General features: G+C 71.2%; 24 protein-coding genes and 1 rRNA gene. 8 read left to right on the forward strand and 17 right to left on the reverse strand.

Annotated features, from left to right (window positions below; genetic code table 11):
- Window positions 1-92, forward strand: a 5S ribosomal RNA gene (rrf, locus tag ABTY20_RS19990); the annotation flags it as partial.
- 48 nt (window positions 93-140) lie between these two features.
- Here the strand turns inward: rrf and ABTY20_RS19995 are convergent.
- Window positions 141-821 carry a response regulator gene (locus tag ABTY20_RS19995; RefSeq protein WP_351998345.1) on the reverse strand — a complete coding sequence of 227 codons (681 nt, stop codon included), beginning with the start codon at window positions 819-821 and terminating at the stop codon, window positions 141-143.
- Window positions 818-2080 (reverse strand): sensor histidine kinase, encoded by a 1263-nt coding sequence (locus ABTY20_RS20000; RefSeq protein ID WP_351998346.1) that lies wholly within the window; start codon window positions 2078-2080, stop codon window positions 818-820. Before ABTY20_RS20000 ends, ABTY20_RS19995 begins: the two co-directional genes overlap by 4 nt.
- A gap of 131 nt (window positions 2081-2211) precedes the next feature.
- Here ABTY20_RS20000 and ABTY20_RS20005 point away from each other — a divergent pair, with 131 nt between their 5' ends.
- On the forward strand, window positions 2212-2760 hold the full coding sequence (locus ABTY20_RS20005) for a GNAT family N-acetyltransferase (RefSeq protein ID WP_351998347.1): 549 nt from the start codon (window positions 2212-2214) through the stop codon (window positions 2758-2760).
- 5 nt (window positions 2761-2765) lie between these two features.
- Here ABTY20_RS20005 and ABTY20_RS20010 read toward each other — a convergent pair whose 3' ends face one another.
- The 6 genes from ABTY20_RS20010 to ABTY20_RS20035 all read right to left on the reverse strand — a co-directional run bounded on the left by ABTY20_RS20010 (window position 2766) and on the right by ABTY20_RS20035 (window position 9890).
- The gene (locus ABTY20_RS20010; RefSeq protein WP_351998348.1) at window positions 2766-4271 is read right to left on the reverse strand and encodes a type IV secretory system conjugative DNA transfer family protein; all 1506 of its coding nucleotides are present in this window, start codon (window positions 4269-4271) and stop codon (window positions 2766-2768) included.
- A gap of 10 nt (window positions 4272-4281) precedes the next feature.
- Complete coding sequence (locus ABTY20_RS20015) at window positions 4282-5691, reverse strand: ATP-binding protein (protein ID WP_351998349.1); 1410 nt, start codon at window positions 5689-5691, stop codon at window positions 4282-4284.
- A gap of 13 nt (window positions 5692-5704) precedes the next feature.
- Window positions 5705-7264: an SCO6880 family protein gene (locus ABTY20_RS20020; RefSeq protein WP_351998350.1), complete on the reverse strand. Its 1560-nt coding sequence runs from the start codon at window positions 7262-7264 to the stop codon at window positions 5705-5707.
- The gene (locus ABTY20_RS20025; RefSeq protein ID WP_351998351.1) at window positions 7261-8583 is read right to left on the reverse strand and encodes a hypothetical protein; all 1323 of its coding nucleotides are present in this window, start codon (window positions 8581-8583) and stop codon (window positions 7261-7263) included. The genes ABTY20_RS20020 and ABTY20_RS20025 overlap by 4 nt, the downstream gene beginning before the upstream one ends.
- The gene (locus tag ABTY20_RS20030; protein ID WP_351998352.1) at window positions 8573-9382 is read right to left on the reverse strand and encodes a DUF8175 domain-containg protein; all 810 of its coding nucleotides are present in this window, start codon (window positions 9380-9382) and stop codon (window positions 8573-8575) included. Before ABTY20_RS20030 ends, ABTY20_RS20025 begins: the two co-directional genes overlap by 11 nt.
- Window positions 9383-9581: 199 nt before the next feature.
- Complete coding sequence (locus ABTY20_RS20035; protein WP_095752152.1) at window positions 9582-9890, reverse strand: DUF8827 family protein; 309 nt, start codon at window positions 9888-9890, stop codon at window positions 9582-9584.
- A 689-nt stretch (window positions 9891-10579) separates the two neighbouring features.
- On the opposite strand from ABTY20_RS20035, the gene ABTY20_RS20040 reads away from it, so the two are divergent.
- Together ABTY20_RS20040 and ABTY20_RS20045 are read left to right on the forward strand one after the other, a co-directional pair.
- Window positions 10580-11527: a bifunctional lytic transglycosylase/C40 family peptidase gene (locus ABTY20_RS20040; RefSeq protein WP_502991849.1), complete on the forward strand. Its 948-nt coding sequence runs from the start codon at window positions 10580-10582 to the stop codon at window positions 11525-11527.
- A 211-nt stretch (window positions 11528-11738) separates the two neighbouring features.
- Window positions 11739-12443 carry a phosphatase PAP2 family protein gene (locus ABTY20_RS20045; RefSeq protein ID WP_351998354.1) on the forward strand — a complete coding sequence of 235 codons (705 nt, stop codon included), beginning with the start codon at window positions 11739-11741 and terminating at the stop codon, window positions 12441-12443.
- 120 nt (window positions 12444-12563) lie between these two features.
- On the opposite strand, the gene ABTY20_RS20050 is transcribed toward ABTY20_RS20045, so the two are convergent.
- Window positions 12564-12725 (reverse strand): hypothetical protein, encoded by a 162-nt coding sequence (locus tag ABTY20_RS20050; RefSeq protein WP_351998355.1) that lies wholly within the window; start codon window positions 12723-12725, stop codon window positions 12564-12566.
- Between the two features lie 63 nt (window positions 12726-12788).
- Between ABTY20_RS20050 and ABTY20_RS20055 the strand changes: the two genes are divergently transcribed.
- Both ABTY20_RS20055 and ABTY20_RS20060 read left to right on the forward strand, forming a co-directional pair.
- Complete coding sequence (locus tag ABTY20_RS20055) at window positions 12789-13613, forward strand: hypothetical protein (RefSeq protein WP_502991846.1); 825 nt, start codon at window positions 12789-12791, stop codon at window positions 13611-13613.
- Between the two features lie 102 nt (window positions 13614-13715).
- Entirely contained in the window at window positions 13716-13892 is a 177-nt protein-coding gene (locus ABTY20_RS20060) for a hypothetical protein (RefSeq protein ID WP_351998356.1), read from the forward strand.
- 6 nt (window positions 13893-13898) lie between these two features.
- Here ABTY20_RS20060 and ABTY20_RS20065 read toward each other — a convergent pair whose 3' ends face one another.
- Entirely contained in the window at window positions 13899-14294 is a 396-nt protein-coding gene (locus ABTY20_RS20065) for a metal-sensitive transcriptional regulator (RefSeq protein ID WP_351998357.1), read from the reverse strand.
- Window positions 14295-14533: 239 nt separating this feature from the next.
- Here ABTY20_RS20065 and ABTY20_RS20070 point away from each other — a divergent pair, with 239 nt between their 5' ends.
- Window positions 14534-15154 carry a DUF47 domain-containing protein gene (locus ABTY20_RS20070; RefSeq protein ID WP_006136311.1) on the forward strand — a complete coding sequence of 207 codons (621 nt, stop codon included), beginning with the start codon at window positions 14534-14536 and terminating at the stop codon, window positions 15152-15154.
- 7 nt (window positions 15155-15161) lie between these two features.
- A complete protein-coding gene (pitH, locus tag ABTY20_RS20075) occupies window positions 15162-16160 on the forward strand; it encodes a low-affinity phosphate transporter PitH (protein ID WP_351998358.1) in 999 nt (332 codons plus the stop codon).
- A gap of 136 nt (window positions 16161-16296) precedes the next feature.
- On the opposite strand, the gene pstB is transcribed toward pitH, so the two are convergent.
- The 7 genes from pstB to ABTY20_RS20110 all read right to left on the reverse strand — a co-directional run bounded on the left by pstB (window position 16297) and on the right by ABTY20_RS20110 (window position 24715).
- Window positions 16297-17073, reverse strand: coding sequence for a phosphate ABC transporter ATP-binding protein PstB (gene pstB / locus ABTY20_RS20080; protein WP_351998359.1), 777 nt, complete (start codon window positions 17071-17073; stop codon window positions 16297-16299).
- Window positions 17074-17104: 31 nt separating this feature from the next.
- Window positions 17105-18160 (reverse strand): phosphate ABC transporter permease PstA, encoded by a 1056-nt coding sequence (gene pstA / locus ABTY20_RS20085; RefSeq protein WP_351998360.1) that lies wholly within the window; start codon window positions 18158-18160, stop codon window positions 17105-17107.
- Window positions 18157-19161: a phosphate ABC transporter permease subunit PstC gene (pstC, locus tag ABTY20_RS20090; RefSeq protein WP_351998361.1), complete on the reverse strand. Its 1005-nt coding sequence runs from the start codon at window positions 19159-19161 to the stop codon at window positions 18157-18159. Before pstC ends, pstA begins: the two co-directional genes overlap by 4 nt.
- A gap of 133 nt (window positions 19162-19294) precedes the next feature.
- Window positions 19295-20422, reverse strand: coding sequence for a phosphate ABC transporter substrate-binding protein PstS (pstS, locus tag ABTY20_RS20095; protein WP_351998362.1), 1128 nt, complete (start codon window positions 20420-20422; stop codon window positions 19295-19297).
- A 232-nt stretch (window positions 20423-20654) separates the two neighbouring features.
- Complete coding sequence (locus ABTY20_RS20100) at window positions 20655-21095, reverse strand: NUDIX hydrolase (RefSeq protein WP_351998363.1); 441 nt, start codon at window positions 21093-21095, stop codon at window positions 20655-20657.
- A 10-nt stretch (window positions 21096-21105) separates the two neighbouring features.
- On the reverse strand, window positions 21106-22371 hold the full coding sequence (locus tag ABTY20_RS20105) for a CHAD domain-containing protein (RefSeq protein ID WP_351998364.1): 1266 nt from the start codon (window positions 22369-22371) through the stop codon (window positions 21106-21108).
- Window positions 22352-24715, reverse strand: a complete 2364-nt coding sequence (locus ABTY20_RS20110) for an RNA degradosome polyphosphate kinase (RefSeq protein ID WP_351998365.1) — start codon at window positions 24713-24715, stop codon at window positions 22352-22354. Before ABTY20_RS20110 ends, ABTY20_RS20105 begins: the two co-directional genes overlap by 20 nt.
- Between the last annotated feature and the right edge of the window lie 98 nt (window positions 24716-24813).

Here is a 24813-nt window from a genome sequence, read left to right on the forward strand (position 1 = left end):
CGCCCGGTTACATTCCGAACCCGGAAGCTAAGCCTTACAGCGCCGATGGTACTGCAGGGGGGACCCTGTGGGAGAGTAGGACGCCGCCGAACAATTCTTGAGGGAAACCCCGCACCTTTCGGTGCGGGGTTTCCTGCATTTCAGGACGGCTCCACCAGTTTCGTGTCGTACGCCAGGATCACCGCCTGGATGCGGTCCCGTGAGCCGGTCTTCGCGAGTATGCGGCCCACATGGGTCTTCACCGTGGACTCGGCGAGGTGGAGACGGGTGGCGATCTCCGTGTTGGTCCAGCCCTTGCCGATGACCGTGAGGATCTCGCGTTCGCGATCGGTGAGGGAGGACAGGCGGGGGTCGGCGTGCGGGACGGCCGGCGTGCCGGAGTCCGCGGTGGCCGCCGGCAGGTGCTGGACGTAGGCGTCGAGGAGGCGGCGGGTCAGACTGGGGGCGACGACCGCGTCCCCGGTGGCCACGGAACGGATGCCGGAGAGGAGCTCCTCGGGCTGGGCGTCCTTGATGAGGAAGCCGGAGGCGCCCGCGCGGAGGCCGGCGTAGGCGTACTCGTCCAGGTCGAACGTGGTGAGGATGAGGACGCGGGTGCGGTCGCCGGCGGCGACGATGCGACGGGTCGCCTCGATGCCGTCCAGACCGGGCATCCGGATGTCCATCAGGACCACGTCGGGGTGCAGCTCCGCCGTCATGCGGATCGCCTCGGCGCCGTTCGCCGCCTCGCCCAGGACGGTGAGGTCGTCCTGGCTCTCCAGGAGCATGCGGAAACCGAAGCGCTGGAGGGGCTGGTCGTCGGCGATGAGGACGGTGGTCACTGCGGGGATTCCTCCGGAAGGTGCAGACGGACGCGCCAGCCCTGCTCGGGCCGTGCTCGGGGGCCGGCCTCAAGTGTGCCGTCGTACAGAGCGGTTCGTTCCCGCATTCCGGGGAGACCGCGGCCGTCGGCGGGGGCGGCCGTCGCCGGGGCTCCCGTGTCGGTGACGGTGACCGTGACGGAGCCCCGGTCGCCGTGGACGAGGGCGATCTCCGCGGTCGCGTCGGGGCCGGCGTGCTTGAGGGTGTTGGTGAGGGCTTCCTGGACGACGCGGTAGACGGTGAGCTGGCGGCCCGGGGGAAGGGAGGACCGGCCCTCGACGGTGAGGCGCACGGGCAGGCCCGCGTTGCGGACGCCGCCGATGAGCCGGTCCAGGTCGGTGAGGGCGGGCTGGGGGGCCAACTCCGCGGACCCCGCCCCTTCGTCCTTCAGGACGTCCAGGAGGCGGCGCAGTTCGCCGAGGGCCTGACGGCTGGTGGCGGCTATGGCGTCCAGGGCCTGGGCGGCGCGTTCCGGGGACTTGCCGGCCGCGTACCTGCCACCGTCGGCGAGGCCCGTGATGACGGAGAGGTTGTGGCCGATGATGTCGTGCATCTCGCGGGCGATACGGGCGCGCTCGGCGGCGGCCGCCAGCCGGGCCTGCTGGTCGCGTTCGACCTCCAGGCGGCGGGCGCGGTCCTCCAGGGCCTCGGTGTAGTTCTGGCGGGTGCGGACCGTGACGCCGATGAGGACGGCCACGAGGACGGACGTCAGGTACGAGCCGATCTGCTGGCTCCATTCGCCCTCCCCGTACCGGGCCGCGGAGACCAGGACGGGGATGAGGAGCAGGACCGTCGCCCACCACAGGCTGCGCAGGGGCAGGCGCAGGACGATGTGGTAGAGGACGACGAGCTGGAGCAGCGCCGCCTGGAGCGCGGTCCCGGACCAGCTGTTGACCAGGGCGAACGAGGTCATGACGAGCAGGGCCGCGGCGGGGTGGGTACGGCGCCACAGGAGGGGGACGGACAGGCCGAGGCTCAGCGCGAGGAGGAGCGGGCCGGGGGCGTCCGGGTTGTGGGTGATGCTGCGCCAGCCGCCGCCGGTGTAGTCGATGAGGGCGGCGGTCACCCAGAAGCCGGTGAAGGTCGCGTCCCACAGCAGCGGACGGCGCCGGTCGAGGGCGTGCGCCCGCTGGTTGAGGCGCTGCACGTACGGGATGAGGGGCTCCGTCGTCCCCACCCCCGTCGATGGGGCCTCTCGGTCGTTCGTCACGGGGTTCATGGTGGTGGATCCGTCCGCCGTCGGGTGCCGTCCTCCCGCACCGATGATCGCCCGTGCGGGGGCGGCGGACGTCGTACCGCGGGCCGTAATCGGGGTGAGGGCGGTGGTACTCCGGTACTACGGTGGCGGGCATGAGTGCCAGTGCCATGCCCTTCGAGGACTGTGTGATCCGGTCGGTGCGCGCGGAGGAGTGGAAGGCGGTGAAGGAGCTGCGGCTCGCCGCGCTGCGGGATCCGGTCGCGCATCTCGCCTACCTGGACACGTACGAGGCGGCGGTGGCCCGGCCCGACTCGTTCTGGCAGGAGCGCACGGCGAACGGTGCGCGGCAGTTCATCGCCGAGACGGCGGACGGGAGCTGGGTCGGCAGCGTCGCCGTGCTGGTCGAGGAGGCCGGGTCGACGGACTGGGCCGGTTTCCCCGTCGAGCGGCGGCAGGGGCATCTGGTGGGGGTGTACGTGGCGCCCGGGTACCGGGGGAGCGGACTGACGAAGGCGTTGTTCGACGCCGCGGTGGAGTGGGTGCGGGGGCGCGGGGCGGAACGCGTGCGGCTCGTCGTGCACGAGGAGAACGCGCGGGCACGGGGTTTCTACCGCAAGGCCGGGTTCGTGGAGAGCGGGACGGTCGTGCCGCTGGCGGACCGGCCGGAGGAGCGGGAACTGGAGATGGTCCTCGAGCGCTGACCCGTCTACACCGGTAGCTCGGCGTGCGGCCAGCGGGTCCTGGCCTGCTCGCGGGAACGGAGCAGGGCCAGGGTGGGCAGACCGGTGTCCGTACCGGTGGCGAGCAGTTCCGGGAGCCGGGGGAGTGGGGCCACGGCCGCCACGTCGTCCAGGACGAGGGTGAGTGGTGGGTCGAGCCGACCGGAGGATGACCGTTCGGCCATGCGCCGGCCGCGCTCGACCACGTGTGAGACGAGGGCCGTCAGCAGGGGCATCGCGCCCGGGCTGGTGCGGGGGTCCTCGATGGATTCACCCACGACGTAAAGCGTTCCCCCTTCATGGATGAAGGAATCCAAGGCGAGGGCATCATTTCGGTGGGGAGTACAGGCCTCGCGGACGTTGACCGTGGAGAGCGCGGCCAGGGCGCGGGTGGTCAGCTGCTGGGCCATGTCCCGGCGCTCGGGGTGCGCCGTGAGGGCCGCCTCGAGTTCCCCGGCGGCGCCGGGGGCGGCCTTGGGGTGGGTACGGAGGACGCGTACGGCGTCGTGGACCTGGAGGCCCTGGGCCCAGCGGTGGACGTGGCGGATCGTACGGCCGTCGACGGCGGCGGCGTGCACGTAACTGCGGAGCAGGGTTTCCGCGGTGTCGCCGATCGCCTGGTCGAGGCGGGAGGTGGGGCGGACGGGACTGAGGAGGGCGGCCGCTCGGGACGTGGCCGTGTCCTTGTCCTCGCAGCCGGCTGTCGGGGACCAGTGGAGGCGGGCCGGGGTGTCGCAGAGGTGGGTGGGGTCGTAGAGGTGGGTGGGGCCGAGTTTGGCCCGGGCGTCCTTGGTGTCGTACCAGAGGGCGGGGTGGGAGGTGAGGACGAGGACGGGTCCCTCGGCGTCGCGCACGGCTTGGGTCGCGAGGGTGTGGCGGGTGGCCGGTGAGCCGTAGTGGAGCCCCGCGCCTTCGACGCGGGGGGCTTCCCGCCCGCTGGTCCGCTCACCGCCGGCCGCGGGCACGGAGGCTTCCCGCGTGGGGGCTTCCTGCTCAGGTGCTCTCGGGGCCGGTACCTCGTGGAGCTGCTTCGGCTCCGGTTCCGGTCGTCGTCCGGGTCGTCGTCCGGGTCGCCGTCCGGGCTGTGGTTCCGGGGCCCCGGCCGCCCGCTCCGCGCGGCGCCGTGCCCGTACCGCTCTCCAGCGGGCCACGGTGCCCATGACGAACACCGCCAGGACGGTCAGGATCATCAGCTGGCCGATGAACAGGCCCCAGAAGAGGCCGTAGCCCGAGAGGTCGGACGCGGGGGTGTCGGGCCAGGCGCCGGGGACGTCGTGCGGCCGGGCGACGAGGTGACGCATCGCCAGGGGCGTGCGGGTGAAGGTGACGTCGGACGGCCAGTGGCCGTGGGCGAAGAGGCCCGCGAGGCCCGTGGCCGTCCACACCATCGTGGTCATGCCGAGGAGGAACGCGAGGACGCCGATCAGCAGCCCGTCGGGGATGCCGCCCCGGCCGTCGGCCCGGCCGTGCTCACGGTGATCGTCCGGTCTCACGTGTGCTCCCCTACGCCACCGTCGATTCGGAGTCGCCGACGTGCTGCTCCACGAAGGCCGCCGCCCTCTCCTCCGCCTCCCGTTCGGCGGCGCGCAGGGCGTCGTCGGCGAGGTCGGCGGAGGACTCGGTCATCGCGCGGTCGGTGAAGACCAGCGGGCGCTCGGTCTCCGTGACCAGGTGCTTGACCACCTGGACGTTGCCGTTGACGTCCCACACCGCGATACCGGGCGTCAGCGTCGGAATGATCTCCACCGCCCATCTGGGCAGGCCGAGCACCCGGCCGGTCGCCCTCGCCTCGTCCGCCTTCTGGGCGTAGATGGTCCGGGTCGACGCCATCTTCAGGATGGCCGCGGCCTCCTTCGCCGCCGCTCCGTCCACCACGTCGGACAGGTGGTGGACGACCGCGACGAACGACAGGCCGAGCCGCCGTCCGAACTTCAGCAGCCGTTGGAACAGCTGGGCGACGAAGGGGCTGTTGATGATGTGCCAGGCCTCCTCGACCAGGAAGATGCGCTTCTTCCGGTCGGGGCGGATCCAGGTGTGCTCCAGCCACACGCCGACGATCGCCATCAGGATCGGCATGGCGATGGAGTTGCGGTCGATGTGGGACAGGTCGAAGACGATGAGCGGCGCGTCCAGGTCGATGCCGACGGTCGTGGGGCCGTCGAACATGCCGCGCAGGTCACCGTCGACCAGGCGGTCCAGGACCAGGGCGACGTCCAGGCCCCAGGCCCGCACGTCGTCTATGGCGACGTTCATCGCCTCCGCCGACTCCGGCTCGGGGTGGCGCAGGCGCTCGACGATGTCGGAGAGGACCGGCTGGCGTTCGACGACGGACTCGTTGACGTAGGCGTGCGCGACCTTGAGGGCGAAGCCGGACCGTTCGTCCAGGCCGTGCCCCATCGCGACCTCGATGATGGTCCGCAGCAGGGCGAGCTGGCCGGTCGTCGTGATCGACGGGTCGAGCGGGTTGAGCCGGATGCCGTGGTCCAGGGCGGCCATCGGGTCGAGGCGGATGGGGGTGATGCCCAGCTCCTGCGCGACGAGGTTCCACTCGCCGACGCCGTCCTCGCCCTGCGCGTCCAGGACGACGACCTGGCGGTCGCGGAAGCGCAGCTGGCGCAGGACGTACGTCTTCTCCAGGGCCGACTTGCCGTTGCCGGACTCGCCGAGGACCAGCCAGTGCGGGGCGGGGAGCTGCTGGCCGTAGAGCTGGAAGGGGTCGTAGATGTAGCCCTTGCCGGAGTAGACCTCGCGGCCGATGATGACGCCGGAGTCGCCGAGGCCGGGAGCGGCGGTCGGGAGGTAGACCGCCTGCGCCTGGCCGGTGGACGTGCGTACCGGCAGGCGTGTCGTCTCGACCTTCCCGAACAGGAAGGACGTGAAGGCGTCGGTGACGACGGACAGCGGATCCCGCATATCGGCTCAGCCCCTACCTTCGAATGCCGGTGGCGAACGGGAGTGTGTTCACGAACGCGCGGTGGTGCTCGCGGTCGCACCACTCCACCTTCAGGTACGACTTTCCGGCCGACGCCCGTATGGTCCGCTTGTCGCGGGCCAAGGCCTCGGGATTGCGGGAGGAGACGGTGATGTAGCCGACCAGGTTGACGCCGGCCGCGCCGCTGGCGAGGTCCTCGCCGCGCTGGTCGAGGCGGCCGTGGGCGGCGATGTCGCGCGGGTCGACGGTGCGGTTCATCTTGGCGGCGCGGGACGCCTCCGCCTCGTCGTTGGTCTTCTCGGTCAGCATCCGCTCGATGGCGACCTCGGTGGGTTCGAGGTCCATGGTGACGGCGACCGTGCGGATCACGTCCGGGGTGTGGACGAGCAGCGGGGCCAGGAAGTTCACGCCCACCGGGGTCATCGGCCACTCCTTGATCCACGCCGTGGCGTGGCACCAGGGGGCGCGGGTGGCGGACTCGCGGGTCTTGGCCTGCAGGTAGGTGGGCTCGGTGGCGTCCAGCTCGGCCGGCCAGGCGTTGCGCTGCGTCATCGCCTGGATGTGGTCGATCGGGTGGTCCGGGTCGTACATGGAGTGGATCAGGGAGGACAGTCTGCTCTGGCCGAGCGGCTGCCGTACGCGGATGTCGGCCTCCTGGAGCCGGGAGCAGATGTCGGTGAGCTCACGGGCCATGACGACGGCGAGCCCCGCGTCCCGGTCCACCTTGCCGCCGCCCTGGCTGCGCATCGCGCGGGCCATGGTGTGGGCCTCGGCGGCCAGGTCGCGCGTGTAGTGCATGCAGGCGACCAGGTAGGCGCGGTGCTGCTCGCTGCTGGTCGACACCATCGACTGGAGCTGGTCGTACGACTGCTGCAGCCACGCCGGCGAGGTGGCGTCCCCGCGGACGGCGACGTCCTTGGCGTGGGCGTCGGGGTCGGCGGGCAGGGTGCGGGCGAGCATCTGGATGCGGGTCACGAAGCCGTCGCCGTTGGCGACGTGCTTCAGCAGCGTGCCGAAGCGGTCGACGAGGGCTTCCTGGTCCTCGGAGTCGCGCAGGCCGACGCCCGGGCCCTCGATCTCGATGGCGGCGGTGACGGTCTTGCGGTCCGCGTGCAGCAGCACGGCGATCTCGTCCGGGCCGAAGGGGGCGGCGAGCCAGGTGATCCGCCCGATCCCGGGCGGCGGCCCGATCTCCACCTCGCGTCCGTCCAGCCGGGTGCCCGCCTCGACGGCACTGGAGCGGTAGGTGGCGTTCCGGCGCACGGTGCGCTTGTAGCTGCGGTTGATCTCGAACCACTTGTAGAAGGTGCGGCCCTTGTAGGGCACGTACACCGCGGCCAGCGCCAGCATCGGGAGACCCGCGAGCAGCACGATCCGCGCGGACAGGACGGGGACGAGCAGCCCGCACATCATGCCGAGGAAAGCGCCCACGACGATCAGCGCGATCTCGCCGGTCTCGCGATTGCGGCCGACGATCGCGTTCGGCCGGGCGCGGCCGATCAGATACGTACGGCGGGGCGTGACCGGATGGGACAAGTGGGCCTCGGTCGTCAACGCCCTTCACCTCCCGTGCTGTTGGTGCTGCTGTTGCGGGTGTTGCCGGCGTGGGGGGTGTTCACCGGGCTGCTCGAGCGGGGTGCCGGGGCGGTGGCCCCGCCGCTGTTCGACGGGCGCGAGCTGTGCGCGGCGACTCCGCCGGAGGCCGGGTTGGAGGGGCGGGGTCCGGTGGACTGGCCGCCGCCTCCGCGGTGGTTGTCGGTGCGGCTGCTGTGGGTCTTGATGCCCTGGGCGACCAGGGTCGCCGGGGAGCTCATGACGGCGGCGGCCTTGCCCTCGGCGCCCTGCATGAGGCGGTTGTTGCGGGAGTTGGCCAGTTCGTCGCCGAAGCCGGGGACGAAGCGGTAGATCATCGCCGAGGCGAAGATGGCGAGCAGGATGATCGACAGTCCGGAGACCACGGCGGAGAAGGCGCCGGGCCCGTCCTCGGCGGACAGCGCTCCGGCGAGGCCGAGCACGATCACGATGACGGGCTTCACGAGGATCACGGCGATCATGATGCCCGCCCAGCGGCGGACGTGGCCCCACAGGTTCTTGTCGACCAGGCCGGCGTAGACGACGGTGCCGAGGAGGGCGCCGACGTAGAGCAGGGCGGCGCGGATGACGAGTTCCAGCCACAGGACGCCGGCGGCGAGGATCGAGACGAGCGAGACGACGATCAGCATGATCGGGCCGCCGCCGATGTCGTCGCCCTTCTCGAGGGCGCCGGAGAACGTGCCGAAGAACGTGTCCGTCTGGTCGCCGGTCGCCTTCGCCAGCACGTCGGTGATGCCGTCGGTCGCCGAGACGACCGTGTAGAGGATCAGCGGGGTGAAGGCGGAGGCGAGGACGGTGAGCCAGAGGAAGCCGATCGCCTCGGAGAGGGCGGTGCTGAGGGGGACGCCCCGCACGGCGCGCTTGGCGACCGCGAGCAGCCAGAGGAGGAGGGTGAGGATCGTCGACGCGGCGAAGACGACGGCGTACTGCTGGAGGAACGTGTCGTTCGTGAAGTCGACGTTCGCGGTCTCCTGTACGGCGTCGCTGAGCTTGTCGACGGTCCAGGAGGCGGCGTCGGCGCAACCCTTGGCGAGGGAGGCGAGTGGGTCGAGGGTGGTGGTGGGGTCGTCGAGGGTGGAGGAGCCGCCGTTGCGGCTGCTTCGTTCGCCTTGTTCGCAGTAGTCCTTGGCGGGGCCGACGATGAGGTCGCAGTTGTCGTCCGACGGCGCGGGCGACGGGGTGGGTGCCGCCACGGCACGAGTCGCCAGCAGCAGGACAGAGGTCTGTACGACTGTGAGAGTAGCGGCGATCCTGAGTACGCGGCGCGGGCTACCGGGCATAGGTGAAGCCTCCGTACTCCTGGACGGCCTTGGCCATCTCTTCGGCGTTGGACGCCTTGTCATCTCCGGGGACGGGGGCGGGGCCGTCCTTCTGTGAGAAGCTGTCGACTTTCCAATCGTCGTCCGCCCAGTGCAGCTGGAGTGACATGGTGAACCAGTCGCTGGTGACCGGGTTGGTCGTCTTCTCGCCGGCTGTACCGAACACTCCCGTGCACCAGACTTCCACGGCGGCGGTGGTGTCCGAGTAGCTCGTGACCTTGGTGCCGATCGGCATGGTGCGTGAGACGTAGGGACTGTTCGCTGCCGCGTTGCCGTTCTCGTCGAGACCGAGGTTGCTCAGGAACTCCTTGGTGTACGCCTTGTCGAAGCGTTCCTCGAGGGAAGCCTGCTTGTCGGAGACGAAGACCTGCCGGACGATCTCCGTCCGCCGAGCGGTCTTGAGGATGTCGGCGGAGACCAGGACCACCGCGTAGTTCGCCGCCGCGCTCTCCGCTCCCTGTCGGTCGTGGGCGAAGCCCGAGGGGATGCCGGCCGCCTTCGCGTCCACCGGCTTCTCGCCCGAGGGAGCCGTCGCCGCCGACGTGGGGGAGGCGCCGGCGGCGCCTCCCTCCTCCGTGGCGGAATCGCCGCTTCCGCGGTTCGCGAAGGCGATCGCGGCGATCAGCAGGACCACCACGCCGACCACCGTCACCATGCTGCGCGAGGACGAGCGGCCGCCTCTGCGCGCGCCGCCGTACGGATCGCCGCCCCGCTCCGGCATGCGGGTGCGGGTCTGACCCGTGTCGTCTCCGAGACTCATACCCCGTACGCCCCCTCAGCGTCGTGCGGAAGCACCTCGTACCCCGCGTACTCCACGTACGACGGTAGCCGTGCTGGTCCCCGCGCGGACGCGGTGTGGTGACTGGACATCAGGGAAACGCAACCTCAGCCGGTGGGCGCGACGGGCGGGTGGGACGGAGGGAGTGCCGGGCGCACCCGGTCGGGAGCGGTGGGAGGGGCTACACGGCCATGCCGTACACGATGGTGAACAGCGTGCCGAGCGAACCGATGATGAAGACGCCCGTGAGCCCCGCGATGATGAGGCCCTTGCCCTGTTCGGCACTGAACGTGTCCCTCAACGCGGTCGCGCCGATGCGCTGCTTGGCCGCCCCCCAGATGGCGATGCCCAGGCAGAGGAGGATGGCGACGGCCATGACCACCTCGATCATCACCTTGGCCTCGTTGCCCAGGCTGCCGAAGGGGCCCCAGTCCGGGGCGATCCCGCCGATAATGGTGTTGATGTCTCCCTCGTCGGCCGCGAAGAACATGTAAGTCACCGCCCCTGTATGGGTAGTTCTGCACCCCCTGCGTTCTGCAGAGGTCAGGCCTCATTGTCGCCGAAAATGACGCTGTCGCATGTCGACTTGGCGTCATCCGTTGGCGGGTTTCGTACGAATAGCTTGCCACCGGCGCGCGCCGGACTACGGGAGAGGCGCGTTCCGACGGGTGAGAAGTCGTATCGTCACTCTGTGTATCACGCAGGGTGACGTAGGGCAATGATGTGCGTCTCCTTCCCGAGGGCGGGGAGGCGGAAGTGGAATGCGTCACGAATGGTGGCGGGCGCGGCTTGGCCGGGGCCGGCGGAGCCGGCTGTGACGACCTGGCGAACGGCGACCGGGCGTGATCGTCGGTCCGGAACGGCCCGGGGTGTGGACGGTGACGGAACCGCACGCGTGGGCGGTGTGGTGTTCGAGGGTGCCCACCGGGTTCGGCTCGGCGGCCGAGGAGCTGCCGGCCGACGCCCGTCAGCACACCGGCGGGCCGCGCGCGGCCCCGGTGCGGGGCCTCGCCGCGCCCGTGGCAACCGCGCCAAAGTCCCAAGTGATCATTCCGAAGGGCGGGCGCCGCCTCTACACTGACGTGCGGCGGTGGACTGCCGGACGGTGAGGGGCGGCTGACGGTGCGTAAGGCATGGGTCGTGACGGGGATCGTCGTCAGTTCCGCGCTCGCCTTCGTGATGCTGCTCGTCGTCGGGGTCTACGTCGTCGCCGGGAACCTCGTCAACGGGGGCGGCGGCGGGACGGCCAAGGCGCTGGCCAAGGGGAGCGTGCCGGCCGCGTACCGGACGCTCGTGCAGAAGTGGGGCAATCTCTGCCCGGCCATCAACCCGGCGCTGCTCGCCGCCCAGCTCTACCAGGAGAGCGGGTTCAATCCGAAGGCGCAGAGCCATGCGGCGGCGCAGGGCATCGCCCAGTTCATCCCCGGCACCTGGGCCACGCACGGGATCGACGGGGACGGGGACGGGGACCGTGACGTGTGGGACCCGAAGGACGCGATCCCGTCGGCGGCGACGTACGACTGCACGCTCGCGTCCTATGTGAAGGACGTCGGCGGGAACCTGACCGAAAACATGCTCGCCTCGTACAACGCGGGGGCGTACGCGGTGATCAAGTACGGGGGTGTTCCGCCGTACGCGGAGACGCGGAACTACGTCAAGCGGATCCGGGCACTGGAGGAGAGCTTCGCCGCGCCGGTGGGGCGGGTGGATCCGTCGAGGCAGGCGGCCGGGGCGATCGCGTACGCGCAGAAGAAGCTCGGCACGCTGTACCTGTGGGGCGGCAACGGCACGCCTGAGCAGGGCGGACGGTTCGACTGCTCGGGGCTGACCAAGGCGGCGTACGAGAGTGTGGGGATCACGCTGCCCCGGGTGGCGAACGACCAGTACAACGCGGGGCCGCACCCGGAGCGCGACGAACTGCTCCCGGGCGATCTGGTGTTCTTCTCGGACGACCTCACCAATTCCCGTGCCATCCGGCATGTGGGCATTTACGTCGGCGGCGGGTACATGATCGACGCGCCCCGGACCGGGGCCGTGATCCGATTCGACCCGATCGACACGCCTGACTACTTTGGTGCCACCCGTGTCACCGAAGATGGCGCGAAAGCGCTCCCCACCACGGTGTGAGCGGAGCGTTAACCCTCCCCCTGAGCTGCGGAGACGTATCTCTCTTCGATAACGTCTGCGTGATCATTCGGTGGAGTGTGGAACGTATCGACGGGGGCCGTGCGTTCCTGTTCTCGTAGCCGAGCGAGCGAGCGGATCTACACACCACGGGGGTGGCAGGAGCGGCGTGCGAAAGGTGCGCCGGGAGATATGACGAAGGGGCCGCAGCACCATGGCTGGACTCGCCGAATCCGGGTCGAACCCCGACGTCGACCTGCTCTATGACATCAACGGCCTGGCGAAGGCCGCACCGTCGTGGGTCGACCACCTCATGGAGTTCGTGGGCGAGTACGGCCTGCTGTTCGCGCTGCTGGCGCTGCTGGCGTGGTGCTGGTGGGGCGTCAGGCGGCGGGGCGGCGAGGACGCGGCCCCGACCGTGGCGGCCCTGGCGTGGGCCCCGCTCGCGGCGGGCGTCGCGGTCCTGGTGAACGTGCCGATCCGCGGGTTCGTGGAGAGACGCCGGCCCTTCCTCGACCACGAGGGGCTCGAGGTCCTGGTCGACGGCAAGGACGACTACTCGTTCGTCAGCGACCACGCGACGCTCTGCATGGCGCTGGCGGTGGGGCTGTTCCTGGTCAACCGGCGGCTCGGGATCGTGGGCCTGGTGCTGGGACTGCTGGGCGGGTTCATCCGGGTCTACATGGGCGTGCACTACCCGACGGACGTCGTGGGCGGGCTCGCGCTCGGCACGGCCGTCGCACTGCTGCTCTCGCCGCTCGCCATGGCGCTGCTGACGCCGCTGATGCGGGCGATCGAGCGGTCGCCGCGGGCGGGGTGGCTGGTGTCCGCGCGGCGGCGGGCCGAGCGCGGGCGGGTCGCTCCGGGCGTCGCGCGGAACGGGACGGCCGGTGCCGAGGAGCGGGACCTGGCGGCCTGACGCCGCTGTCCGCGGGCGCACCGCTTCCGCCGCCGGAGGGCGGGCGCGGGCCCGGAAGCTCCGGGACGTCTTCCCACCGCCGCCCGTGCCGCCCGGAGGCACGGGGGCCCGCGGCCTCCGTCACTCGCCGGCGTGGTTCCGGGCGTCCGTCCTGGCCTGGCTCCTGGCTCGTCTGGCCGGTCCTCGCCAGCCGCAGGTGCAGCGGGCCGCGCAGAAGGGACCCTGCTCGACGGTGGTCGTGGTGTGGGGGGCGGGGGTCTGCCCGTCGTCCTGGTGCGGCACGCCGACCACGGTAACGCCCCGCTCGCCGGCGTGACGGGGCCACTTACCGGTCGTTAACCGGGCATGGCTCGGATGCGCGGCGTGGTGGCTGGATTCGGGGTGGTGTGCTGTCTGGGGCTCGTTGGCGTGAGCTGCGCGGGGGACGACGCCGTGACCGGGGGCGCTCTCGCCGGGGATCCGGTACGGGTGCTGCGGGGAGCCGCCGACGCGCTGGTGGACGCCGGGAGTTCGAAGGCGACCACCTCCCTGGAGATGGCGACCGGCGGCACCCGGGTCACCATCCGCGGCCAGGGCGTCTACGACTACCGCAAGCGGCTCGGCCGGCTGAAGGTGCTGCTGCCGCGGGACCCGGCGGGGAAGGTCGTCCGGCGGCCCATCACCGAGCTGCTGGCTCCCGGGGCGCTGTTCATGAAGAACCGGGGGGCCGGGGTGCCCGCCGACAAGTGGGTGCGGGTGGACACCGGGACGCTGTCCGACGGGAACCTCGTCACCGGAGGGGCCACCGATCCGTTCGCCGCCGCCGAGGTGCTGCGCGGGACGCGGTCGGCGGCGTTCGTGGGGCGCACCGAGGTCGCCGGGACGAAGGTGCGCCACTACCGGGGGACCGCCGACCTGCGGCACGCCTCGCGGGACGCCTCGGAGGCGAACCGGGAGCCGCTGGGCGCGGCGGCGCAGGGGTTCGCCACCGCGCGGGTGCCGTTCGACGCCTACCTCGACGACGAGGGGCGGATCCGCAAGCTCCGGCACCGGTTCAGCTTCGTCAACGGCCGGCAGGACCGGCCCGTCGCGGTCGCCTCGACCACGCTGCTGTACGACTTCGGGGTCCCGGCCGACGTACGGCTGCCCGAGGACGAGGACATCTACGCGGGCCGGATCGCCGAGGAGTAGGCCGGGAGTGACCGGCCCGAACTAGCCCTTCCGTGCCATGCGCGGTGCGCGGGGCGCTCCCTACCCTAGGAAGCCGGTGACGACAGGGACGAGGTGAGGCGCGTGGCACCGCTCGGCGGTGGGACGGTTCCGGTACAGGACCACGTGGCGCTCGCCGAGATCGAACTCTGCGGGGAGCTGATCATCGCCGCGTCCAACGCCGAGGAGCGGCTCAGCCCGGAGAGCATCGACGAGGTGCTGCGCGTGGCCGAGGCGCGGGCCGAGTCCGCCGGACGCTGACGCCGGTCAGGTCCGGAGCATGCGGGCGATGGCCTGCGTCGCCTCCTTGACCTTCGCGTCGATCTCGTCGCCGCCCTTGACGGCCGCGTCCGCGACGCAGTGGCGCAGGTGCTCCTCCAGCAGCTGCAGCGCGAACGACTGCAGCGCCTTGGTGGAGGCGGAGACCTGGGTGAGTATGTCGATGCAGTAGACGTCCTCGTCGACCATGCGCTGCAGGCCTCGGATCTGGCCCTCGATGCGGCGCAGGCGCTTGAGGTGTTCCTGCTTCTGTTCGTGGTAGCCGTGGATGCCGCGGTCGTGGTCGGTCACGACGTCCGCCGCGCCGGCCGCCCGTGCCGCTTCCGTCACGTCCGTCATGTCCTGGGAGGAGGGCGCGCTCGCGCCGGTCCCGGTGGTCGTCATCGCGTCCTCCTGGTGCATTGACGGGCGATACATACCCCTGGTGGGTATATGGTAGCGAACTCTGCGGGGTATAGGCCTGTTGGCCGATCGGATGCGTCACGGCCGGAAGCGGACCACGGACCGCCCCCGTGCCCATCACTCTGCCTGATGGGCGACACTGGTGGACGGCCCGTTAGTCGTGGCCGGATGATGCGCCTAGCATCAGCCTGACCGAAACCGATGCTCACCGAGGACCCCACGTGCGCTTTCGTCTGACCCCCAGGGAGACGAGCTTCTACGACATGTTCGCCGCGTCCGCGGACAACATCGTCACGGGCTCGAAGCTCCTGATGGAACTGCTCGGGGCGGACCCTTCCGCCCGGGCCGAGATCGCAGAGCGTATGCGGGCCGCGGAACACGCAGGTGACGACGCCACGCATGCGATCTTCCACCAGCTGAACTCCTCGTTCATCACGCCGTTCGACCGTGAGGACATCTACTCCCTCGCGTCGTCCCTCGACGACATCATGGACTTCATGGAGGAGGCCGTCGACCTGGTCGTCCTCTACAACGTCGAGGAACTGCCCAAGGGCGTCGAGCAGCAGATCGAGGTCCTGGCGCGGGCGGCGGAGCTGACCGCGGAGGCCATGCCGCACCTGCGCACCATGGAGAACCTCACCGAGTACTGGATCGAGGTCAACCGTCTGGAGAACCAGGCCGACCAGATCCACCGCAAGCTGCTGGCGCACCTCTTCAACGGCAAGTACGACGCGATCGAGGTGCTGAAGCTCAAGCAGATCGTGGACGTACTGGAGGAGGCGGCCGACGCCTTCGAGCACGTGGCGAACACGGTGGAGACCATCGCCGTCAAGGAGTCCTGAGCTCTTCATGGACACCTTGGCTCTGGTCGTGACCATCGGCGTCGCGCTCTTCTTCACCTACACCAACGGCTTCCACGACTCGGCGAACGCGATCGCCACGTCCGTGTCGACGCGGGCGCTGACGCCCCGGGCCGCACTGGCGATGGCGGCCGTGATGAACCTGGCCGGCGCGTTCATGGGCTCCGGCGTCGCCAAGACCGTCAGCGAGGGCCTGATCCAGACGCCCGAGGGGTCGAAGGGGATGGGGATCCTCTTCGCCGCGCTGGTCGGGGCGATCGTCTGGAACCTGATCACCTGGTACTTCGGGCTGCCGTCGTCCTCGTCCCACGCCCTGTTCGGCGGCATGGTGGGGGCGGCGCTGGCCGGGGGCACGACGGTGTACTGGCACGGGGTGGTCGACAAGATCGTCATCCCGATGTTCGTGTCGCCGGTGGTGGGCCTGATCGCCGGTTACCTGGTGATGACCGCGATCCTCTGGATCTTCCGGCGGGCCAATCCGCACAAGGCGAAGCGGGGCTTCCGGATCGCCCAGACCGTTTCCGCGGCGGGCATGGCGCTGGGGCACGGTCTGCAGGACGCGCAGAAGACGATGGGCATCGTGGTGATGGCGCTGGTCATCGCGGATGTCGAGGACTACGGCGATCCGATCCCGGTGTGGGTGAAGATCGCTTGTGCGCTGATGCTGTCCGCGGGGACGTACGCCGGTGGGTGGCGGATCATGCGGACGCTGGGACGGAAGATCATCGAGCTGGATCCGCCCCAGGGGTTCGCCGCGGAGACGACGGGCGCGTCGATCATGTTCGGGTCCGCGTTCCTGTTCCACGCGCCCATCTCCACGACGCACGTGATCACCTCGGCGATCATGGGCGTGGGGGCGACGAAGCGGGTCAACGCCGTGCGGTGGGGGGTCGCCAAGAACATCGTTCTCGGGTGGTTCATCACCATGCCGGCGGCGGCCCTGGTGGCTGCGGCGTCGTTCGGGCTGGTGAACCTGCTGGTGCTGTAGCCGGTGCTGTCCGCAGTCGTGCGGCAGCCGTGACCGCCGTCGCGCGGGTACGGGAAGGGCCCGCCCCCGGGAGCCGGGGGCGGGCCCTTCCGGGCCTCGCGGTGGCACCGCCATGCAGCACCGCGAGGGGACCGGGTCAGCCGAAGCGGCCGGAGATGTAGTCCTCCGTGGCCTGGACCGACGGGTTGGAGAAGATGCGCTCCGTGTCGTCGATCTCGATCAGCTTGCCGGGCTGGCCGACGGCCGCCAGGTTGAAGAACGCCGTGCGGTCCGAGACGCGGGCCGCCTGCTGCATGTTGTGCGTCACGATGACGATCGTGAACTGCTCCTTCAGCTCGCCGATCAGGTCCTCGATGGCGAGGGTGGAGATCGGGTCCAGGGCGGAGCAGGGCTCGTCCATGAGGAGGACCTTCGGCTCGACCGCGATCGCGCGGGCGATGCACAGGCGCTGCTGCTGACCGCCGGAGAGGCCCGAGCCGGGCTTGTTCAGGCGGTCCTTCACCTCGTTCCAGAGGTTGGCGCCCCTGAGGGACTTCTCGACGACGTCGTCCAGCTGGGACTTCTTGTACGTGCCGTTCAGGCGCAGGCCCGCCGCCACGTTGTCGTACACCGACATCGTGGGGAACGGGTTGGGCCGCTGGAAGACCATGCCGACCTCGCGCCGCACCGCCACCGGGTCGATGCCGGCGCCGTACAGGTTCTCGTCGTCGAGCATGACCTTGCCCTCGACCCGGCCGCCGGGCGTCACCTCGTGCATGCGGTTGAGCGTGCGCAGGAAGGTGGACTTGCCGCAGCCGGACGGGCCGATGAAGGCGGTCACGGAACGGGGTTCGACGGTCATCGAGATGTCCTCGATGGCCAGGAAGGAGCCGTAGTAGGCGTTGAGGCCGCTGACGTCGATGCGCTTGGCCATGGTGATCACTTCTTTCGAGTCGGGGGAGGCCTCAGCGACCGGTCTTCGGGGCCTTCCAGCGGGCGATGCCGCGGGCCACGAGGTTGAGGATCATGATGAACGCGATGAGCGTCAGGGCCGCTGCCCAGGCACGGTCGTACGCGGGGTCGGAACCGGCGCCGAACTGCAGGTAGATGTACATCGGCAGTGATTCCTGCGGGTCCTGGAACGGGTTGGCGTTGATGAAGTCCGTGCCCCAGACCAGCAGCAGCACGGGGGCCGTCTCACCGGTGATGCGGGCGATCGCCAGCATGATGCCGGTGATGATGCCGCCGATCGACGTCGGCAGGACCACCTTCAGGATCGTGCGCCACTTCGGCACGCCGAGCGCCAGGGACGCCTCGCGCAGCTCGTTCGGGACGAGCTTGAGCATCTCCTCGGTGGAGCGGACGACGACCGGGATCATCAGAATCGACAGGGCCAGCGAACCGGCGAAGCCGGACGGGCCCATCTTCAGGATGAGGACCCACAGGCTCAGGATGAACAGACCCGCGACGATCGACGGGATGCCCGTCATGACGTCGACGAAGAAGGTGACGGCCTTGGCGAGCCTGCCGCGCCCGTACTCGACCAGGTAGATCGCGGTGAGCACGCCGACCGGCACGGAGATCAGGGCGGCGAGGCCGACCTGCTCCAGGGTGCCGAGGAGGGCGTGGTAGATGCCGCCGCCGGGCTCGGCGTCGGCGACCACGCCCATCGAGTGGGTGAGGAAGTAGCCGTCGAGGACCTTCACGCCGCGCTCGGCCGTCTCCCACAGGAGGGAGGCCAGCGGGGTCACGGCCAGCAGGAAGGCGACCCAGACCAGGCTGGTCGCGGTGCGGTCCTTGGCCTGGCGGGAGCCCTCGACCTTCGCGGAGACGGCGTAGGAGCCGACGACGAAGAGGACCGCGGCGATCAGCGCCCACTGGATGTCGCTGTCCAGGCCGGCCGCGGCGCTGATGCCGTAGCCCAGGGCGAGGGAGCCGGCGGCGACGGCCCAGGGGAACCACTTGGGCAGGGTCGCGCCGCGCAGCGAGCCGCGCTGGGGGGAAAGGGTTGCGTTGCTCATGCGTTGGCCCCCGAGTACTCCTTGCGGCGGGCGATGATCAGGCGGGCCGCGCCGTTGACCAGCAGGGTGATGACGAAGAGCACCATGCCGGAGGCGATCAGCGCGTCCTGGCCCATCACGGTGGCCTCGTTGAACTTGCTGGCGATGTTCTGGGCGAAGGTGCCGCCGCCGGCGTCGAGCAGGCTGGCGGAGATGTCGAAGGACGGCGAGAGCACCATGGCCACGGCCATCGTCTCGCCGAGCGCGCGGCCGAGGCCCAGCATCGAGGCGGAGATGACGCCGGAGCGGCCGAAGGGCAGCACCGACATGCGGATGACCTCCCAGCGCGTGGCGCCGAGGGCCAGGGCCGCCTCCTCGTGCATCCGCGGGACCTGGCGGAAGACCTCGCGGCTGACGTTGGTGATGATCGGGAGGATCATCAGGGCGAGCAGGACACCGACGGTGAGCAGCGAGCGTGCGGGGCCGCCCTCCCACGCGAAGAGGCCGGTCCAGCCGAGGTAGTCGTCGAGCCAGCCGTAGAGGCCGTCCATGTGCGGCACCAGGACGATGGCACCCCACAGGCCGTAGACGATGGACGGGACGGCGGCGAGCAGGTCGATCACGTACGCGACGGTGCCGCCGAGCCGGCGGGGGGCGTAGTGCGTGATGAACAGGGCGATGCCGACCGAGATGGGGACGGCGATGACCATGGCGATGACCGACGACACGACGGTGCCGAAGGCCAGGACCGCGATGCCGAACTCCGGCGGGACGCCGGTGGGGTTCCACTCGAAGGACGTGAAGAAGTTGGCCTCGTCCTTGCTGATGGCCAGCGCGGCGCGGTAGGTCAGGAAGGCCGCGATGGCGGCCATGAGGACGAGGACGAAGATGCCGGATCCGCGGGAGAGCCCGAGGAATATCCGGTCACCGGGGCGGGTGGCGCCGCGCGCGGTGCGCTCGTCCTCGGGCGCGGCCGGTCCGGGTACGGGGGGAGCGGCGGGTTTCTGTGTGGTGGTGTCCATCGGGTTCTCCGGTCTGCGGAGCCGCCGGGGCGGGCGGCTCGGTCGGAGCCACCGCGGTCCGGGGGCTCCTGTTGGCGGTGCACCGGACGGTGCGGGCCGGCCCCCGTGACCGGGGCCGGCCCGCACACTCGGGTCAGGCGAGGCCGGAGATGGTCTCGCGGACCTTGGTGATGATCTCCTCGGGCATCGGGGCGTAGCCGGCGTCCGCCAGCAGGCCCTGGCCGTCCTCGGAGGCGATGTAGTTCAGGAAGGACTTGGTGGCGGGCAGGGTGTCGGCCTTGTTGCCCTTGTCGCAGACGATCTCGTACGTGACGAGGACGAGCGGGTAGGCGCCGTTGGCCTCCGGGGTGTAGTCCAGCTCCAGCGCGAGGTCCTTGCCGGTGCCGACGATCTTGGCCGCGCCGATGGCGGCGGTGGCGTTCTCGACGGTGGCCTCGACCGGCTCGGCGGCCTCGGTCTTGAGGGAGACGGTCTTCATGCCGTCCTTGGCGTAGGACAGCTCCATGTAGGAGATCGCGCCCGAGGTCTGCTTCACCTGCTGGGCGACACCGGCGGACTGCGGGGCGGACTGGCCGCCCTTCGCCTGCCAGGCCTTGCCGCCCTCGTACTTCCAGTCGTCGGGCGCGGCGGCCTTCAGGTACTTGGTGAAGTTGTCCGTGGTGCCGGACTCGTCGGAGCGGTGGAAGGCCTGGATCTTCAGGTCGGGCAGCTTGGCGTCGGGGTTGAGCTTCGCGATCGCCTCGTCGTTCCAGTTGGTGATCTTGCTGTCGAAGATCTTGGCGAGGGTCGGGGCGTCCAGGACGAGGGTGTCGACGCCCGGGACGTTGTAACCGATCGCGATCGGGCCGCCGACCATCGGCAGGTCGATGCCCTGGCCGCCGGAGCAGATCTTCTTCGAGGCCTCGATCTCCTCGGGCTTCAGCGCGGAGTCCGAGCCGGCGAACGCGGTCTGGCCCTGGGTGAAGGCCGTGATGCCGGCGCCCGAACCGGTCGGGTTGTAGTTGACCTGCACGCCCTTGCACGCCGCGGCGTACTGCTTGACCCAGGCGTCGATGGCGTTCTTCTGGGCGGAGGAGCCGGAGGCCTGGAGCTGACCCTTGGCGTCGCCGCAGTCGATGTTGCCGGCCTGGGCGGTGGCGGAGGCGTCGCCGCCGTCGCCGCCGCCGGTGTCGTCGGAGCCGCACGCCGTGAGGGCCAGGGCGCCGGAGACGGCGAGAGCACCGAGAGCGAGGGCCCGCCGGTTCTTGCGCTGAAGCTTCACTTGAGTCCCTTCCAGTGGCCGCCGTCCTGAATTCGGCGGCGTGCGAAGCGTGGGTGACGCGGCCACCCACCTCTTCGGGCGATCCGCATCGTGCAAGGCCGAAAATAGGCAGATCAGGTGAAGTGGCCGATGGGCGTACATGAACGAGGGGTGAACCCCTGTGGACGGTGCGGTGAGGTAACGGAACGCTCACGTCGAGGACACGGGGGGATACCGGGCGGGAACGGGACGCTCAGTCCGCCGGGCGGAGGACGGCGAGGAGGGCGTCCACCAGATCGGCGTCCCGGGACTCGGTGAGGCGGGCGCGGGCGGCCCGAGGGGGGAGCCAGAGGATCCGGTCGACCTCGTCGTTCGGGGCGAAGGCGCCGGAGACGGCTTCGGCCGCCCAGTAGCGGACCCGTTTGGGGCGGCCGTTCGCGAGGTAGTGCGCGTCGGGCAGTTCGGCGGCCGGGACGGCGGTGTGGCCGGTCTCCTCGGCGACCTCGCGCAGGGCGCCGGCCAGTGCGTCCTCGCCGGGCCTGAGCTTGCCCTTGGGCCAGGACCAGTCGTCGTACTTGGGCCGGTGGACGAGACAGAGCTCGAGGTCGCCGGTCACGGGGGAGCGGCGCCACAGGACGCAGCCGGCGGCCTGCACGGTGAGGGTGCGGTGCTGCGCGGAGCCGGGGGTGTCCACCTGTGCCTCCCTACGACGAGCCGACGGCTTCCTTCCGCCAGGCCCGCTGGAACGCGTACCGCGCCGCCTCCACCTCATGCCGCTGGTCGGCGTGGAGCACGCCCAGCGCGTACGCCGTGGCCGGGGCGATCCGCGGGGTGCGGGCCGCCTGCGCGGCGTCGGCCGCGGCCTCGGAGGCGTCGCGGTGCCGGTCCAGCGCCTCGCCGGCGGCGCGGAGGCCCGGGTCCGGGCCGCCGTGCAGGACCTCCAGGGCGTAGCGGTGCAGGCGCAGGAGGAGCCGGACCTGGTGCCAGGGGGCGTCCTGCGGGTGCGGGGCGGGGTCCGGGGAGAGCCCGTGGACCAGCGCCTCGGCGTTGTAGGGGCTGCCCGCGGTGAGCAGGGGCAGCGCGGCGACGGCGTCGGTGAGCCGCTCGCGCGCGGCGTCGGCCAGCGGGCGCAGATCGGTGCGGGCCGCCGCCGGGGACAGCGGGACCTCGCTGGCGAGTACGGCCACCTTGTCGGCGATCGCGTGGAAGCGGGAGGAGCCGAGGGCCTGGAGGGCGGTGGAGTGCGCGCGGGTTCGTGCCAGGGTCAGCCGGCGGTCCAGCAGCGCGCCGGCCTTGGCGGCGCCGACGGTCAGGTTTCCCCGGTCCGGGGCGGGGACGACGGTCCTGTCGACGGAGTCGGGGAGGACACCGGTGGCGGCCGCGCCCCTGCCGCCGTGGGCACCGGGGCCGGTGCTCGCCGCTTCGGCGGCCAGGGCGGCCGGGGCACGGGGCGGGGTCGCGCCGCCCGGCGCCGACGGGGCGCCTCCCCCGGGGGCGGTGCCCCCGGCGCCCGCCCTCCCCCGCTCCCGGCCTCGCTCGAGCGGGGGGACCCCCATCGCCCCGGCGGCACGACTGCCCGCGGGCTGCGTGCGCGCGGGGTGCGGCAGAGCCGACAGGGGCGGTGCCCCCGACAGGCGGTGCAGGGCCAGCAGGAGGCGGTCCAGGCGGGACGCGCAGGCGTCCTCCAGGGCCAGGGTGGCGGAGATCCAGGCCAGTTCGGGGCGCATCGCCTCCGCCCACTCGGGGTCCAGGACCGGCTGGAAGGTGTGCAGGCCGGCGCTGACGCGGCGGGCCGCGCGGCGCAGGGCGCGGGCCGCCTCGACGGAGTCCTCCGGCGCGGCCGCGCCCGCGCCGGCCTCCCGGTGCAGGCGCAGCGCCCGGAGGAACTCGGTCGCCCGGTCCCGCAGGTAACGGGCCAGGGCGTCCGCCGGTACGGGGCCGGCCGTCGGGTCAAGGTGTCGCTGTGCCACGCCGGCGCCTCCGGGCGTCTATGAGCATCTCCTGGACGTTGCGCAGGGGCTGGCCGTCCGCGTCCGTGGCGTGCCGGGTCCACTCGCCGTCCGCGGCGAGGTGCCAGGACTGGGTGGCGTCCGACATGCCGGTCTCCAGCAGCCGGTTCAGGGCCGCCCGGTGAGCGGGGTCGGTGACCCGTACCAGCGCCTCTATCCGGCGGTCGAGGTTGCGGTGCATCATGTCCGCGCTGCCGATCCACACCTCGGGCTCGCCGCCGTTGCCGAAGGCGAACACCCGGGAGTGCTCGAGGAAGCGGCCGAGGACGGACCGCACCCGCACGTTCTCCGACAGGCCCGCCACGCCCGGCCGGATCGCGCAGATGCCGCGCACCCAGATGTCGACCGGGACGCCCGCCTGCGACGCCCGGTAGCAGGCGTCGATGACGGCCTCGTCGACCATCGAGTTGACCTTGATGCGGACGTAGGCGGGGCGCCCGGCGCGGTGGTGCTGGGCCTCCTTGTCGATGCGGGAGACCAGGCCGTCCCGCAGGGACTTGGGGGCGACGAGGAGGCGCCGGTAGGTCTCGCGGCGGGAGTAGCCGGAGAGCCGGTTGAACAGGTCGGAGAGGTCCGCGCCGACCTGCGGGTCCGCGGTGAGCAGCCCGAGGTCCTCGTAGAGGCGGGCCGTCTTCGGGTGGTAGTTGCCGGTGCCGACGTGGCTGTAGCGCCGTAGCGTCTCGCCCTCCTGACGGACCACCAGGGACAGCTTGCAGTGGGTCTTCAGGCCGACCAGGCCGTACACGACGTGGCAGCCGGCCTCCTCCAGCTTGCGCGCCCACTTGATGTTCGCGTGCTCGTCGAAGCGGGCCTTGATCTCGACCAGGACCAGCACCTGCTTGCCGGCCTCGGCGGCGTCGATGAGCGCGTCGACTATGGGGGAGTCGCCCGAGGTGCGGTACAGCGTCTGCTTGATGGCCAGCACGTCGGGGTCCTCGGCCGCCTGCTGCAGGAACGCCTGCACCGACGTGGAGAACGAGTCGTACGGGTGGTGCAGCAGCACGTCCCGGCTGCGCAGGGCGGCGAAGACGTCGGGCTGCGAGGCCGTCTCGACCTCCGCCAGGTCGCGGTGGGTGCCGGCGATGAACTTCGGGTACTTCAGCTCGGGCCGGTCCAGGCCGTGGATGCGGAACAGGCCGGTGAGGTCGAGCGGGCCCGGCAGCGGGTACACCTCCGCCTCGCCGATCTTCAGCTCCCGCACCAGCAGGTCCAGCACCTCGCGGTCGATGGACTCCTCGACCTCCAGGCGCACCGGCGGCCCGAAGCGGCGCCGCATGAGCTCCTTCTCCAGCGCCTGGAGCAGGTTCTCCGCGTCGTCCTCCTCGACCTCCAGGTCCTCGTTGCGGGTGAGCCGGAAGGCGTGGTGCTCCAGCACCTCCATGCCCGGGAACAGCTCCTCCAGGTGCGCGGCGATGACGTCCTCGAGGGGGACGTAGCGGCCGGGGGAGCTCTCCAGGAAGCGGGAGAGCAGCGGCGGCACCTTCACCCGGGCGAAGTGCTTGTGCCCGGTGACCGGGTTGCGCACGACCACGGCCAGGTTCAGCGACAGGCCCGAGATGTACGGGAAGGGGTGCGCGGGGTCGACCGCGAGCGGGGTGAGGACCGGGAAGACCTGGTGCCGGAAGAGGGTGAACAGGCGGGCCTGCTCCTTCTCCGCCAGCTCGTTCCAGCGGACCAGGTGGATGCCCTCCTCCGCGAGCGCGGGGGCGACGTCCTCGTGGTAGCAGGCGGCGTGCCGGGCCATCAGCTCGCGGGAGCGGGCCCAGATCATCTCCAGCACCTCGCGGGGCTGGAGGCCGGAGGCGGAGCGGGTGGCGACCCCGGTGGCGATGCGGCGCTTGAGGCCGGCCACGCGGACCATGAAGAACTCGTCCAGGTTGCTGGCGAAGATCGCCAGGAAGTTGGCGCGCTCCAGCAGGGGCGTGGCGGGGTCCTCGGCGAGTTCGAGGACGCGTTCGTTGAACGCGAGCCAGCTGCGCTCCCGGTCGAGGAAGCGGCCCTGGGGGAGCGGGGTGGCGCCGTCCGCCACCGACTCCTCGTAACCGTCGAGGTCCGCGTCGATGTCGGGTTCCAGGTCGGAGACCACTCCGGCCACGGTGTGCGGGCGGTGGGCGGCTATGGAGCCCACGGAGGGCTGGGGGTGCTGTGCCTGGGCGTTGGGCTGGCTCATGGCCCCATTGTTCCGCGCCGTCGGCGTCACGGGCGCGTCGGAACGCGCGGGTGGGAGCGGTGGTGGCCCTGGGGCGTTCCCGTTCCCCCCGTTCACCCTTCGGGGCGGTGCGGGCTCTGGCACGGCGGGATGCATTGGCCGAGCGTCGCAAGCCTGTCTGAATCGACGGTTACGGCGACATGACGTCCCGGATATCGGGCGGCGGCCCGCGGGGGTGCGGGTCCCGGCGCGGG

Source organism: Streptomyces sp. NPDC126497 (assembly GCF_040302425.1).
In the GTDB taxonomy this organism is placed as follows: domain Bacteria; phylum Actinomycetota; class Actinomycetes; order Streptomycetales; family Streptomycetaceae; genus Streptomyces.